This window comes from Planococcus sp. S3-L1, assembly GCF_030063085.1.
In the GTDB taxonomy this organism is placed as follows: domain Bacteria; phylum Bacillota; class Bacilli; order Bacillales_A; family Planococcaceae; genus Planococcus; species Planococcus kocurii.
Window position 1 is genome coordinate 13,674 of record NZ_JASISN010000007.1, and the last position, 14,690, is coordinate 28,363.

General features: G+C 44.3%; 13 protein-coding genes. 6 read left to right on the forward strand and 7 right to left on the reverse strand.

The genetic code is table 11. The features are described from left to right. Positions 1-550: 550 nt before the first annotated feature. Complete coding sequence (locus QMF37_RS08750) at positions 551-1,453, reverse strand: LysR family transcriptional regulator (RefSeq protein ID WP_058386262.1); 903 nt, start codon at positions 1,451-1,453, stop codon at positions 551-553. Positions 1,454-1,587: 134 nt separating this feature from the next. On the opposite strand from QMF37_RS08750, the gene hutG reads away from it, so the two are divergent. Together hutG and gltS are read left to right on the forward strand one after the other, a co-directional pair. Beyond that, the gene (gene hutG, locus QMF37_RS08755; RefSeq protein WP_283477913.1) at positions 1,588-2,553 is read left to right on the forward strand and encodes a formimidoylglutamase; all 966 of its coding nucleotides are present in this window, start codon (positions 1,588-1,590) and stop codon (positions 2,551-2,553) included. A gap of 4 nt (positions 2,554-2,557) precedes the next feature. Continuing rightward, positions 2,558-3,760 (forward strand): sodium/glutamate symporter, encoded by a 1,203-nt coding sequence (gene gltS / locus QMF37_RS08760; RefSeq protein ID WP_078080153.1) that lies wholly within the window; start codon positions 2,558-2,560, stop codon positions 3,758-3,760. A 258-nt stretch (positions 3,761-4,018) separates the two neighbouring features. Here the strand turns inward: gltS and QMF37_RS08765 are convergent, their stop codons facing one another. The 3 genes from QMF37_RS08765 to QMF37_RS08775 form a co-directional block, all read right to left on the reverse strand. Next, positions 4,019-5,338 (reverse strand): short-chain fatty acid transporter, encoded by a 1,320-nt coding sequence (locus tag QMF37_RS08765; RefSeq protein ID WP_283477917.1) that lies wholly within the window; start codon positions 5,336-5,338, stop codon positions 4,019-4,021. A gap of 172 nt (positions 5,339-5,510) precedes the next feature. Continuing rightward, positions 5,511-6,557: an aldose epimerase family protein gene (locus QMF37_RS08770; protein WP_283477920.1), complete on the reverse strand. Its 1,047-nt coding sequence runs from the start codon at positions 6,555-6,557 to the stop codon at positions 5,511-5,513. Between the two features lie 19 nt (positions 6,558-6,576). Next, on the reverse strand, positions 6,577-7,713 hold the full coding sequence (locus QMF37_RS08775) for an ROK family transcriptional regulator (RefSeq protein WP_283477921.1): 1,137 nt from the start codon (positions 7,711-7,713) through the stop codon (positions 6,577-6,579). Between the two features lie 128 nt (positions 7,714-7,841). On the opposite strand from QMF37_RS08775, the gene QMF37_RS08780 reads away from it, so the two are divergent. Both QMF37_RS08780 and QMF37_RS08785 read left to right on the forward strand, forming a co-directional pair. Further along, positions 7,842-9,020, forward strand: coding sequence for a galactokinase (locus QMF37_RS08780; protein WP_283477923.1), 1,179 nt, complete (start codon positions 7,842-7,844; stop codon positions 9,018-9,020). Between the two features lie 58 nt (positions 9,021-9,078). Beyond that, complete coding sequence (locus QMF37_RS08785) at positions 9,079-10,560, forward strand: UDP-glucose--hexose-1-phosphate uridylyltransferase (protein ID WP_283477926.1); 1,482 nt, start codon at positions 9,079-9,081, stop codon at positions 10,558-10,560. Between the two features lie 519 nt (positions 10,561-11,079). Here QMF37_RS08785 and QMF37_RS08790 read toward each other — a convergent pair. After that, positions 11,080-12,561 (reverse strand): flotillin family protein, encoded by a 1,482-nt coding sequence (locus QMF37_RS08790; RefSeq protein ID WP_283477928.1) that lies wholly within the window; start codon positions 12,559-12,561, stop codon positions 11,080-11,082. Positions 12,562-12,677: 116 nt separating this feature from the next. After that, positions 12,678-13,079 carry a hypothetical protein gene (locus QMF37_RS08795; RefSeq protein ID WP_283477930.1) on the reverse strand — a complete coding sequence of 134 codons (402 nt, stop codon included), beginning with the start codon at positions 13,077-13,079 and terminating at the stop codon, positions 12,678-12,680. A 126-nt stretch (positions 13,080-13,205) separates the two neighbouring features. Between QMF37_RS08795 and QMF37_RS08800 the strand changes: the two genes are divergently transcribed. Together QMF37_RS08800 and QMF37_RS08805 are read left to right on the forward strand one after the other, a co-directional pair. Further along, complete coding sequence (locus QMF37_RS08800; protein ID WP_283477932.1) at positions 13,206-13,472, forward strand: hypothetical protein; 267 nt, start codon at positions 13,206-13,208, stop codon at positions 13,470-13,472. Positions 13,473-13,486: 14 nt separating this feature from the next. Continuing rightward, positions 13,487-13,654 carry a hypothetical protein gene (locus tag QMF37_RS08805; RefSeq protein ID WP_169835257.1) on the forward strand — a complete coding sequence of 56 codons (168 nt, stop codon included), beginning with the start codon at positions 13,487-13,489 and terminating at the stop codon, positions 13,652-13,654. 534 nt (positions 13,655-14,188) lie between these two features. Here QMF37_RS08805 and QMF37_RS08810 read toward each other — a convergent pair. Continuing rightward, a complete protein-coding gene (locus QMF37_RS08810; RefSeq protein WP_283477934.1) occupies positions 14,189-14,671 on the reverse strand; it encodes a DUF4306 domain-containing protein in 483 nt (160 codons plus the stop codon). Between the last annotated feature and the right edge of the window lie 19 nt (positions 14,672-14,690).

The following is a 14,690-nucleotide window of genomic DNA, read 5'->3' on the forward strand; positions in this document are numbered from 1 at the left end:
TATGTTTAGCATCGTGTGTCAATACAATCTGGTGTGCTAAAACATGATTGATAAACATTGACCAGCTTTTATCATAGGTAACCTCTGAGGTCTTTCTTTCTAATTGGATATACATTACAAATATATTAACATTATTTAACTGTTACCGGGTGAATAAACGAAATATTTTTACAATTTTATTAAAATTCTCTTTAAAATCTATTTTTCTGTTGGTTCAAAATTTCTATGTAACCTTGCTTCTTCCCTGTCCGTCTACCTACCAAGAGGTGAATACGATGAAAACAAGTAGTCTCAGCATCTTACCGACATGTCTTTTCCTATTAAGCAGTTGCTCTCTTATCGATCCTGTTGTTACAAGAAATGAGGCAGCACCACCACATAAATTCCATTGGGACAGTGGATATTCTTTCAGTCGACTATGAAAGCAGACAAACTAAGCCTCATCCAGAATCCGTAAGAGATTCTAGATGAGGCTTAGTTAATTTATATTCAATACCCATGGGCTAGGCGGATATATATAATAGGACTCTACATACACCGCTTTTCTCGCTCACTCCCCCAGACCCTCCACACGCTCAAAAAACTCCTGAATCAATTCCATCGACCGCATCACGAGCGGCGGTAAATACCGACTTGTGTCAAAAGCCAAGTAAACGGTACGCGGTGCGATGGGGTCTTTTAACGGCTTGATCGTATAGCGGGAAGTGGCAGAGACTTTTAAATAGTTTTCCGGAACGAACGTAACGCCTAGCCCTTCTTCGACAAAACTACAGGCGGTTTCAAAGCGCTCGACTTCGAATTGGATGTTGGGTTTTGTACCAGCTTGCCGGAACGCATTCAGAATATCCACGCGTGTTTGGAAGCCTTCTTTGAAGATGATAAAGGCTTCGCCGTTTAAATCGGTGATGCTAATTTGTGGCTGTGCTTCTAGCGGATGTCCCGGTGGCAACAGCACGACAAATTTCTCCCGGTAGATCGGCAAGGTTTTTACTTCTCTTTTTGAAATCAGCTGATTGGTGATGGCAAAATGGATGTCGAATTTGTTTAATGCACGGTTGATGTCTTCTAGCCCTAGCACTTCAATAATTTCGATGTGAACTTCTGGAAACTCTTGTTTGATGCTTTTTAATACTTTCGGAATCCAGAACTTGGCGGACTCGATCATGCCGATTGACAGCTCCATCGGTCCTTGTGCTTTTAGTCGCTTCAACTCTTTTTCGACGTATTCAAAATGCGTCACCAGTTTTTTAGCTTCTTCGTATAAAATTTGCCCTTCTTTCGTCAAGGCAATTTCCCGCATGCTGCGGTCTAGTAAGATCAGCCCCATGTCCGTTTCCAATTTTTTAATGGCAATACTGAGTGATGGCTGTGCGATGTGCAGATTTGCTGCAGCTTTCGTAAATGTTGAGCTTTCTGCAATGGCGATAAAATACCGAAGCAAGCGTATGTCCATTGTGCCTCCCCCTTTCTATAGTTAAAAACTATGAAAATATAGATTATTGATATTAGTAATTATAGAGTAATGTCCTTACAATATGAATACCGTTATTTCTGAAATAATAATCTTTTTCATAAAGGAGTGCCCATATGTATAAATTACCTACTAGCGAACACTGGCAAGGACGGATTGATAGCAGCACGGACCCAGACAGCTTTCGTTTTCACCAAGCTGTTCAAACACAAGCATTAACTAGCTTGCAGGCTGAACCAGAGGCTTTTGCGATTGTTGGTTTTGAATGCGAAGAAGGAGTTCGACGCAACAAAGGACGTCTCGGCGCTGCCGCAGCACCCGATCAAATTCGCAGCAAGCTTGCGAGTCTCCCGTATAATTTTGATAGTTGCCAAAAAACCTTTGACGTCGGCAATGTTGTTTGTGAAGGCCAAGCGTTAGAACACGCCCAACAAGAATTAGGAACTGCCGTTTGTAAGCTTCTCAAACAAGCAGCTACGCCAATTATTCTCGGTGGTGGACACGAAACCTTGTATGGCCATTATTTAGGGGTTCGAGAATTTGCGGGAAAAGATGCTAAAATTGGTTTGATTAATATTGATGCGCATTTTGATCTTCGCCAAGCGGAACACCCCTCGTCTGGCACGATGTTTCGGCAAATTCTTGAAAGCGATACCAATGCCGGTTACTTATGTCTCGGCGTGCAAACTTTTGGCAATACCCCTGCTTTGTTTAAAACGGCTGAGCTACTAGGTTGCAAATACATGATGGCGGACGAACTGACCTTGTCTGATATGCCGAATGCTGCTAAGGCAATTGATGAATTTTGTGCGCAATACGATGTCGTGCTGGTAACACTTTGTACAGACTCGATCAATGCAGCTGCAGCACCTGGTGTCAGTGCTCCGTCCCCACTCGGTTTAGATCCATTGATGGTTTGCAAACTGCTTCGGTATATCATGTCGAAGAAGAACGTGAAAAGCTTTGATATTTCGGAAGTTAATCCGTCATTAGATGAACAACAACGAACAGTGAAACTTGCTGCTTACTTAGTAGCTGAAGTGATGGACGGCTTTACAATGAAGCATAGAGAAGAGGAGTGAGACGATGACTTTAGAACTCAACCAAGTAACGACAATTTTTCTAGCAATCGCGGTATTCGTAATCGGCTCTTATTTGAATTCAAAAATTAAAATTTTGGATAAATACTGCATTCCTGCGCCAGTCGTCGGTGGATTGTTGCTGGCGTTTATCTTAACCACTTTGAGAGGCTTTGACGTTGTTAATGTCACCCTCGACACCTCTCTTCAAAGCTTGTTCATGTTGGTGTTCTTCACAACAGTGGGACTCGGCGCGAGCTTTGGTCTTATCAAAATTGGTGGCCGGTTGCTCGTAATTTATTGGCTAGCTTGTGGATTTCTTGCACTTGTTCAAAGTGCGATCGGTATTTCGCTCGCTTCTTTGTTAAACTTGGATCCATTAATCGGTGTCATGATGGGTGCCGTGTCCATGGAAGGTGGCCACGGAGCCGCTACGGCATTCGGAACCACGATTGAAGCAATGGGTGTTGAAGGTGCTTTATCTATCGGTTTAGCTGCAGCAACTGCAGGACTCGTCGCGGGTGGGCTGATTGGTGGGCCGATCGTTAAATACTTGATCAATAAAAACAACCTCAAATCCGATGAAGAGCTGGAGTTGGCAGATTCCAAATCGACAAGTTCTTTCTCACACGTTGCCGCACCGATTACGTCTCGCGTCTTTATGATGCAGTTGTTCGTCCTTGGTTTCTGTATGGCAGTCGGCTCGTACCTCGGTGAATGGTTTACCGGTGTGACAGACTTTGCTTTACCGAACTACGTCAGCGCGATGTTTGTTGCTGTGATCGTCCGAAACGTCTTAGACAAATTCAACGACTCAATCATTGAAATGAAAACCATCGGCATTATCGGGGACATTACGTTGAGTATTTTCTTGTCGATGGCGTTGATGAGCATCAAGCTATGGGAAATCGCTGATCTTGCGCTTCCGTTGTTCTTGATCATCTTCGTTCAAGTCGCATTTATCGCTTTGTTTGGTACGTTTGTCTTGTTCCGCCTACTCGGCAAAAACTACGACGCTGCCGTGATGGTCGGTGGTTTCACGGGTCACGGTCTCGGTGCTACACCAAACGCCATGGCCAATATGGACGCCATCACTTCAAGATACGGACATTCACAAAAAGCGTACTTGGTTGTTCCGATTGTCGGTGCGTTCTTGATTGACGTGTTTGCGATGCCGATTATTTTGACGACGATTAATATGTTTAGTTAGGTTGATACAAATACCCTGTCCGCTTCCATTTTTTGTCTGGAGGCGGATTTTCATTTCCTTTTCCAATTTCTTTCTCAGCGCAGCCGCGTCTACGGGCTAGGCGAAGCAAGAAGACAGGCGCTCTTCCTGGCTTCTTGCGAGAGCCATGCCCAAAGCGGCCGAAGCGATTTTTAAATTTCTCTGCTTTGATTCAACCAAATATCTCTAAACAAAAATGACCTCACCCAAACACAGGCAAGGCCACTCTCCATCTCTACTTTACAAAAACAACAATCCTAATCCAATAACTACACCACTAACAACCAACACAATCACACAAAAGCCCATGATGTCTTTTGCTTTTAATCCGGCGATTGCCAGTGCTGGCAAAGCCCAGAACGGCTGGATCATGTTTGTCCAGGCGTCTCCCCATGCAACTGCCATCGCGACTTTTGCCGGGTCGCTACCAAGCATTTCCGCCGCTTCTAACATAATCGGTGCTTGCACCGCCCACTGTCCGCCACCTGAAGGAACGAAAAAGTTCACGAGTCCCGCACTTAGAAATGCGAAAAGTGGGAACGTATCGACTGTTGAAATGCTAACGAACGCTTCGGAAATGACCGCTGCCAATCCAGAAGCTGTCATCATGCCCATGATTCCTGCGTAAAACGGGAATTGCACGATAATCGCACCCGCTCCTTTGACCGCTTCTTGAACGGCGATCAAGTATTTGCGCGGTGTTCCGTGGAATAAAATCCCGAGGAATAAGAACATAAAGTTCACCAAGTCGAGCGTTAACGCAAAACCGTTGTTCGAGAAATAATAAACAATAAATGCAATACCTAAAGCGCCTATAACTATCGATAAGATCCAACTGTTTTCTAGGCGTTCTGCTGGTGTCATATCGCCTTTTGTCGGAACGTCTTCCGCAACCGGTTCGACCAACACTTTTGGATCTACTGTAACTGTTTCTTCTTTTTTCGGCATCATCATGCGATTGAGTAACGGCACAATGATGATTAATGCCAGAACGATAATTAAGTTATAACTTGAAAAAATCGTTTCCGACGTTGGAATAATACCGATTTTATCAGCGAATGGATGTCCTTCTGTTGCAATCGACAACGGAATCGAACCTGAGAACCCTGCGTGCCAAATTAGGAAACCTGAATACGCACTGGCAATCAATAAGCGGTAATCGACATTTTCCACGCGCTTTGCCAATTCTTTTGCAAACAGCGCACCAATCACCAACCCAAAGCCCCAGTTGATCCAGCTTGCTGCGAGTGACACAACCGACACCCACAAAATAGCACTGCCTGGTGACTTTGCAAAACTCGCTAGCTTGCCCAGTCCCTTTTTGAAAATCGGACTGCTCGCTAGTACAAATCCGGTAACGAGTACGAGCACCATTTGCATCGAGAACGCTAATAATGCCCAGAATCCTTCACCCCAAAACGCCACCATCTGCACAGGCGACGAATCCGTCAAGCCTAAGCCGAGACCAAACACAACGACCGTCAAGATGATTACGAATAAAAACGGATCGGGTAAATAGCGTTCCATCAAATTATTCGAAAAACGTGTAATCCCTTTCATTTTCCGACTCCCCTTTTATGTAAATTTTCACTTCGTTTCTAATGCTACCTTATTTCACTTGTTTCGTGCATAAAGAAATAGAAATTAAGAGGAATCTTTTTCTTGAAATCTAAATAGCCCTCACCTCGTCTCCTTTATCCTAAGAGACGAGGTGAGGGCGTAAAATCTTTACTCACAAAAACGTATAGCTCGTTTGGGATTTGAACTCTTCACCTGCACGTAGCACAGAAGAAGGAAAATGCGCATGACGCGCCGAATCTGGTGGACCTTGTGTTTCAAAGCACATGCCCAATTGGTTTTGTGCTGCTGTCCCCCTGATTGTGTAAGGGCCTCCGATATGATTGCCGGTATAAAACACCACTGCCGGTTCAGTTGTTTCGATCACTAATGTACGACCACTTTCTGGATCTGTTAGTTGGACGACGGGTTGTTCTGCACGATTCAATAAAAACGGATGATCGTATCCGTTTCCTGCTAGTTTCGTTTGCGGGTGTTCAGCGGTTGTCGCTTGTCTGATGGTTTTGCCGTGACGAAAATCGAATAATGGGTCTTCTGTTACCGAAACCAAATTTCCAGTCGGTAGCAGTTCTTCGTCAACGTCTAAATAATAATCACTGGCCATTGTCAGTTCATGGTCCAGCACGGTCTTTTTGAGATTGCCGCTCAAATTAAAATACGAATGATTGGTCACGTTCAACAATGTCGTTTTATCGGAAGCTGCTCGGTAGGAAATAACCAGCTGGTTACGGTCGTTGTTGATGCAATAGCGAACCGTCATGGACACATCTCCTGGAAAACCTTCTTCACCGTCTGGGCTGACATACGTAAATTCAACGATAGCTTCTTGGTCAGTTGTGATGACACTAGACTCCCACAGTACTGCATGTAAGCCTTCCGAACCTCCATGCAAATGATGGCCATTGGCATTTTGGGCGACTTGGTAAGACGTTCCATCTAACGTGAATTCGCCGTCTTTTATCCGACCAGCAAAGCGACCCACCAATGCACCGAAAAAATGAGGATTGCTGTCATACTCTTCAAACGTATCAAAGCCTAGTACGACATTTTCAAATTTGCCGTTGCGGTCTGGTGTGATGATTTCCGTAATAACACAACCATAATCGATACAAGACACTTGAAAACCTCTATCGTTTTTTAAGGTATACAACGTGACCGGTTGATTGTTTTTATGACCAAACAGCTTTTGACTAATCTCCATGTTCTGTTCATCCTCTCTTTTATGTTAGTTCAAAAACGTCCACTAACAGTAAAGTGACGGCGCCGATTACTGTCGCATCGTCTCCTAGCTTGGAGATTTCTACTAGCGTCGCACTCGCTGCAGGCGTCAAGGCTGATGCTTGAATGGTTTGACGAACTTCCGGCAAGATAAATTGCTGTGCTTTGGACACGCCGCCACCTAAGACAATTTTCCCCGGATTGACGATATGGATGAGGTTTGTTAATCCCACGCCGAGCGCTTTTCCTGCTGCCTTGAAGTTGGCAATAGACGACTCGTCGCCCGCGACAGCTTGTTCAAATACTTTTTCAGCTGTAAGATTCTGTCCTGTTGCTTTTCTAGCAATCGCTGGTCCGCTGACAAATGTTTGCAAGCAGCCTTGGTTGCCACATTCACAAATCTCGCCGTGTAAATCAATGGTCATGTGGCCAACTTCTCCGGCAATGTCGGTGGCTCCGTGGTACAGTTTGCCGTCAATAATGAAGCCGGCACCAACACCGCTTCCGATGTTCACCGCTAGCATGCTCGCTAGTTCGCCGTGATTGCCAAACCAATATTCACCCAATGCCATCGCTCGCGCATCGTTTTCCACTTTGACTTCTAAGCCGAATTCTTTTTCCAGCTGTTCTTTAATCGGGATATTAGCTAACCCTAAGTTGGGTGCATACAAAGACGTTCCCGTCGCTCTGTCCACCACGCCGTGCATAGCTACGCCAATGCCGATAACTTGATCTGTGGAATCCAGACAGCTTGCAATACAGCTTTTCAAGGCCGCGATAAATTGGTCGTTGTCTATCGGCAGCTGCAATTTTGTTTCGGATCTTTTCAATACTTTGCCGGCAAGATTTGCTCTGATGCACTCAATGCTTTCCGGTCCGGCATCCACACCAATAATGGTAAATGCCTCGTTATTGATCACCAACATGGTCGGTTTCCGTCCACCGAGTGACTCGCCCAAATCCTGTTCTTCAACGATACTTTGTTCGAGCAATTCTTTTACATTGCTGCTGACTGTCGGCGGCGTTAACTTGGTGTCGCGTGCAATTTGTGCTCTGGATATCGGTCCATCTTTTCTGATTTTGTTGAGGATGATCGATTTGTTCATTGATTTCATCCATTTAAAGGTGCCTTGACGCATCCGTTTCTCCTCCGTTTTTTCGTATTGTTAACCACTTTTTTTATGTGCAGTTTCGTTATTGTATAGTTTACCAAAATCCTCTATACTTATGTTAATTAAATTAATTTACAAAGTATTGGAGGAATTAGATGAACCGCAGAGAATTGGCCCAAACATTCAATGAAATTTTCAACACACAAGAACTTCCCCGTTTCTTTTTTGCGCCTGGGCGCATCAATTTGATTGGTGAACATACGGATTACAACGGCGGTCATGTGTTTCCGGCCGCTATTTCCTTTGGCACTTACGCGGTTGCCCGGCCGCGTACGGATCAACAACTGCGGTTTTATTCGATCAATTTTCCAGAGCAAGGAATTATTGAATGTGACCTTGCCGACTTGTCTTATCACGCAAATCATGACTGGGCGAACTTTCCAAAAGGCATGATCGAGTTTTTTATTCGCAGCGGTTTTTCGATTCCTACCGGCATGGATCTTCTGTTTTACGGCGATATTCCAAACGGCGCTGGCTTGTCTTCTTCTGCTTCTATTGAGATGGCGACAGGGGTTGTACTGGAAGACTTGTTCGATTTGGACATCGATCGATTGCTGATGATTCAACTTGGTCAAAAAGTTGAAAATCAATATATCGGCGTCAATAGTGGCATTATGGATCAGTTTGCAATCGGCAAAGGCAAAAAGGATTTTGCCCTGTTACTGGATTGCCAAACTTTGCAATTTACCTACGCACCGGTCGATTTGGAAGATCACGACATTGTGATTATCAACTCCAACAAACAACGGACGTTGGCTGGTTCTAAATACAATGAGCGCCGGGCGCAATGTGAAAAGGCATTAGCTGATTTGCGCACCAAACTGGATATCGATAGCTTAGGCGAACTTTCTTCCGAGACCTTTGAACAACACAAACAGTTGATCAAAGACGACATTAACCGCAAACGAGCCAAGCATGCTGTTTATGAAAACGAACGAACGCTGCTGGCACTTGAGGAACTTAAACGGGGGAATATTCGGGCTTTTGGTCAATTGATGAACGCCTCTCACAGTTCACTTCGCGATGATTATGAAGTGACGGGTGCTGAGTTGGATCACATTGCTGAAACAGCTTGGAGTTTACCCGGTGTCATTGGGGCACGAATGACGGGAGCTGGATTTGGTGGCTGTGCCATTGCCCTTGTTGAGCGTGCACAAATCGAGCCGTTTAAAAATCGACTGACAGAGAGTTATACCGCAAAATTCGGGTTCTCCCCTTCTTTTTACGAAGCAAAGATCTCGGATGGTGCTAAAGAATTAACAGAAGATTTTTGACCAGTGACCCCTTGGAAACACTAGAAACTATCACGCATCTAAAAAAGGAAGTGTATTTATGGTCTATCAACAACTCGCAGGGCTTATTCGACAAGCGCTTCAAGTAAAGCTAATCGAACAAGACGATATCGACTATTCACGCAACCAAGCAATGGACTTACTCGGACTCAAGTCTTTTCCAGAAAGCATTGAAAACCCTTTTGAAGATACCATTCCAAACTTATTGGAGCAACTTGTTTCGTACGCTGTCGAACAAGGCGTGATTGCGGATGTTTTTGACGATAAGGAAATGCTGTCGGCTAACATAATGAATTGCTTTGTCGCACGACCTTCTGCTATTAATGCTTTGTTTAACGAAAAATACGCGGAATCCCCCATTGTCGCAACCGACTTTTTTTACGAGTTAAGTAAAAACAGCAACTACATCCAAATGAACCGGATCCGCAAAAACATTTCCTATCAAACAGACACGCCGTACGGAAAAATGGATATTACCATTAACTTATCAAAACCTGAAAAAGATCCTGAGCAAATTAGAAGAGAGCGCGAAAACAAACAAACGCTCCGTTACCCGAAATGTTTGTTGTGCAAAGAAAACGAAGGCTACGCAGGGCGCACTGGCTACCCAGCGCGGGCCAATCATCGTGTCGTCAACGTACCGCTCACAGGAGAAAACTGGTATTTGCAGTATTCTCCGTATGTTTACTACGACGAGCACAGCATTTTACTTTCTGAAGAACATCGCGATATGAAAATTGATCGAAGCAGTTTTGAACGCCTACTTACATTTACCGAACGCTTTCCGCATTACTTTATCGGTTCCAACGCCGACTTGCCGATTGTCGGCGGTTCTATTTTAAGCCACGACCATTACCAAGCCGGACGCTATGAGTTTGCTATGACGCGAGCAGAAGATGCTTTTGGATTTGCTTTAACTGCCTACCCTGAAATCACGGCTTCTGTCATTCATTGGCCGATGTCGGTCATTCGGTTAAAAGGCACCGCAATCAGTAGCTTGGTAAATGCAGCGGACGACATTTTGCAGACGTGGAGAACTTACGCTGACAAGTCAGTAAATGTTGTCGCTTTTACTGGTGACACACCGCATAACACCCTTACGCCAATTGCCCGAAAGCGCGACGACTTGTTTGAAATCGATCTGGTGTTACGCAACAACCGCACAACAGAAGAGTTTCCTTCAGGTATTTTCCACCCGCACGAAGATGTCCACCATATCAAAAAAGAAAACATCGGCTTGATCGAAGTGATGGGCCTTGCTGTTTTACCACCGCGTTTAAAAGAAGAACTCGCTGAAATCGAGGCATTTTTACTCGGCAACCCACACCAAGTGGCATCTTTCCACCTCGAATGGGCTGAGCAGTTAAAAGGGCAATACGGCATTTTCGTTACACCGGAAGAGGCCGAAAACGTATTGCAAGAAGAACTCGGAAAAAAATTCGTACGCGTGTTAGAAGACGCCGGCGTGTTAAAAGACCGTGCAGCATTTGAGCGATTTATCGATGCTTTGAATAACCAATAGAGCTATATTGAGAAAGCAGCTGACAAGGACCAATTGCTATTATTCATACGAAGTCATCTACGTATTTGGGGAAGCGTTCGACAAAAGAGACATGGGAACAAGTTCGTTCCCCATGTCTCTTTTGTCTTTTTCCTTGCGAAAAGTAATCTTGATATCCTTTACTCTACACATTTAACACGGACACTAGCGGTGACGCGCCTACGGGGTAGACGAAGCAAGAAGACAGGTGGTTTTCCTGGCTTCTTGCGGGAGTCATCCCCAAAGCGACCAGCGCGTTTTTATTGCTGCACAGGGATTATAAGCACGAAACGAGCCCAGTTCTCAACAGAACATGGGCTCGTTTCATCTATTCTATTTTCACCAATTTATAGCTTCGCTAAGATCAGCACGCCTTTTTCTTTCAAGACGATAGTGCCACTAATTTGTGCGTCTAACAGCTTCTATCCCTTCTGTCTAGATCAAGTCAAACAGCAAATTGTATAAATAGCCGCCTATTTGACAATGAGGTTCTGCATTTCACTATTCTTCATCGCTTTGATTTGTATCTTCAATTTCTTCTTTTTGCATAACCGGCATCGTCGCAACCGGTGCTTGGGCTGCTGGTTGATTGTTGCGATTGACGTAAGATTTCAACAACTCTCCGATATCGATGCCGGTCATTTCTTTCAGTGGCTCTTGCATGTCGACCATGGTTTTCGTCACGCTTCTGCCGAAAGACGGGATGCCTTGGCCGTTGCCGGAATCAATGATTTTCACCGATTCGATATTGCTCAGTGGCAAGGCCACTTTCTCTGCAAATACGGGCAGCATGTCGATCAGTTTTTCGGTGATGATCACGTCGCCGTGTTCTTCCATGGCTTCAGCGAGTAGTTTACGAGACTCGGCTTCTGCTTTACCGCGCTCGCGAATAACTTCTGCTTCTGCGGCACCTTCATCACGTTTGATCTTGGCTTTTGCTTCCCCATCAATTACCGCACGGCGCGCATCGGCCTCTGCAGAACGTGTTGTTTCGTAATACGTCGCATCGGCTTTTGTTTTGCGCACTTTGCTTTCTTCTTCTTCGAGTTTAACTGCGCGTTCACGTGCTGCGAATTGCATATTGAGTTCTTCGTCCTGGATTTCCATCGCAAGCTTCGCTTTTTCCAGCTCATAAGACTGCTCGGATTTGGCACGCGCACGTTCAGTTTCTTCTTTGAATGCTGCGTCTTTTATGTCTTTTTCTTTTTTCGATTCGGCGGTAGAAATTTGGCGTTTGTATTCTTCTTCTTTTGCCTCTTGGTCGGTTTGCGCGCGGTGAATGCGTGTTTCGCGCTCCGTATTGGCTTCTGCAATTTCAGCAAGCTTGCGCACTTCTGCGATACGCGGTCGACCCAAGTTTTCCAAGTAGCCATTATTCTCATCAGCATCACGCAAATCGGTCAAGCCGAGTGATGTGATTTTAAAGCCCATCAAGTCTAGCTGTTTTTGAGCGACATCTTGAACATCCGTATTGAATTTCTCGCGGTCGCTATTGATGTCTTCTACTGTCATTTTTGAAAGAATCGCACGCAAATTACTACCAAGCACTTCGATAATTTCCGTCTCAATTTCTTCTTGTTTTTTGCCAAGAAACTGCTCGGCGTAATTAGCAATGCCATTCAACGTGTCGGCGACTTTGACCATGGCCACAGCGTCCGCAACAATCGGCACCCCAGCGTTTGTATAAACACGCGGTGTGGCAAGTTTCAGTTGAAATGACGTCAAGCTAACCGGCGTTGACGTTTGGAAACGTCTTAACAGATAGCCGCCGCCCCGAATGATTTTCATCGAGCGACCTTCGTCATCTGTAAAAATATTCGTATCTTTTGCTGGATCTCCAATTTTGGGTCCCGTAATAATTAGCGCCTCATTGGATTTCGCGGTGCGGTAACGGACCTTCATCCAGAAGAAATACCCGATGCCGGCAATTGCCGCGATGATGACTAACGCAATAATAACTGTAATAATTCCTAATGATTGCATGTTTTCTCCACTCCCTTTTGCTGATTGGCGCATCCTATTGAATGAACGATGGAATTGCGCCTATAATAGTATTACGAATAAATTAACTAAATGTTTCAAAAAAAGTAAATATTTTTTCAAGGAAGATAACCATACTCAAAATTAAAAACGAAATTCAAGAAAAGTAGGAGCATAATAGCTAGCAACAAACTAATAGCGATGAAAATTTTAGCCGACAACAATGTAGCGCGTTGAAACAGCCGAAAGAAAAGATACAACAGCATGATGCCAAACGGCCAAAAAATCAGATTCGATGCAGTCCACACCCATTGCGAATTTTCTTCCCAGTATGCAGCGGGGACCGGTGTGATGTCTTTGTGTGTTCTATTGATAGCAGTGTGCTTGTAGATAAATACAAAAGACAAGCTGCCGTAATAAATGACAATGATGCTTTTCATCCACCACTTAAAATAAGGGGCAATCATCGCAACCAAGACAATCAATCCGACCACGAAAAATAACAAAGTGTAGCTTTGCATGGCAATGCTCCTCTCTTCGTTCCAAGTGTTTCTTAAGTATACGCTCTTTTGGAAATTAGGTTCCATTTTTTCTAGAATGAAACATTTCGACTGGTTATGCGTATAATACATGGGAGGTGTTGCGATATGGGACTGATTCGGTGGATATTTTTTAAGAAGAAGCATCTAGCTTATACTGCTTTTGGTGATGCTATGTATTATCAAGCGGTGGATAAACTTCGCGTACAGGGTATCGACTATGACACTGTGTTACGAGTAAATGCCAATGTTCACGGCACTGAAGGTCATTTGGGTTCTTCACATATGCGCGACGCCATGACGAATACTGCACAATATGATTTATATGTAGAAATCAAAGACAAACACTTTGCAGAACAAATTTTGAACGGATAAAAGGAGTGATAATTTTGGAAATAGGTTTCAACTTAATGATTGCGATTGTTTTTGTCGGATTGATCCTTCTCGCTGCTTTCGATATTTACCGAAAATCCGCGATCAAGCTAGCGGACATTCAATTACAGCGAGACAAAGTTTCTTTAGAGCATACACAACGAGAAAAGCTGACGACTGATTAAATCGAAAAATGCGGACCAAGCGAGTAGCGCTTGATCCGCATTTTTCTTGTTTTGGGTAATTCGGTCTTGGTTTTGGGCGTAATGCAAACAAACTTGTCGATCACGCAAACAACAGATGGTATCCCGCAAACAAACCACTCGCCGCTGCAAACAAAGCGGCGGATCCCGCAAATAAACTACGCGTTTCTGCAAACAACAAGCTTTAACTAGTGAATTCACACCCGTGCTAGCAAATTAGCTTCGTCTTAATAAGAGAAATTAAGCTTTTGCGAACAAACTTGTCGATCACACAACCAACTTTCCAAATACCTAGCCTTCTCCTCTTTTCATCGAAATCCCCGCTCAAAGCGTACGCGCTTTGAGCGGGGATTTCTGGTTTTGGGTAATTCGGTCTTGGTTTTGGGCGTAATGCAAACAAACTTGTCGATCACGCAAACAACGGGTGTTGTCCCGCAAAAGAACCACTCGCCTCTGCAAACAAAGCGGCGGATCCCGCAAACAAACTACGCGTTTCTGCAAACAACGCCTTCATCGCTACTGTTTCCTTGCTTTAATCAAAGAAGTCACACCTGAAATCACCAAAACAAAGCCCATAATGAAGAAAAGCCGCGAAAAAAGTTCGAGTCCTCGTGTTGGCGATGATATGAGTAGCGTACTCATGACGAAAAGTCCGGCGGCACACGCTATGTGAAACAGACTCAACGCAATTTTACTCCTCTTAAAAATCCACGCAGCCAGTTGCAACAACAAAACGAAAGCAGCAACAAACATGATGATTGGAAACAACGGCGCGAATTTTGCGGCATAAACTAAGTAGTCGATTGTCAAAATATCAGTTGCTGTTTCAGCACCGCCGCTTAGCCAATTAGTAAAGATAGCAGAGTATGGCCATTCCCAAGGGATGTTGTCTAACCGACTGCCTTCGTACAAACTAAAAAATGTCGCGACGACGAAAAAGATGAGTGCACCAAAAAACAAAATGAATTCTTTCGTATTTTTTACTAGGCTCTCTTGCATAAACCTCTCTCCTCCTTGT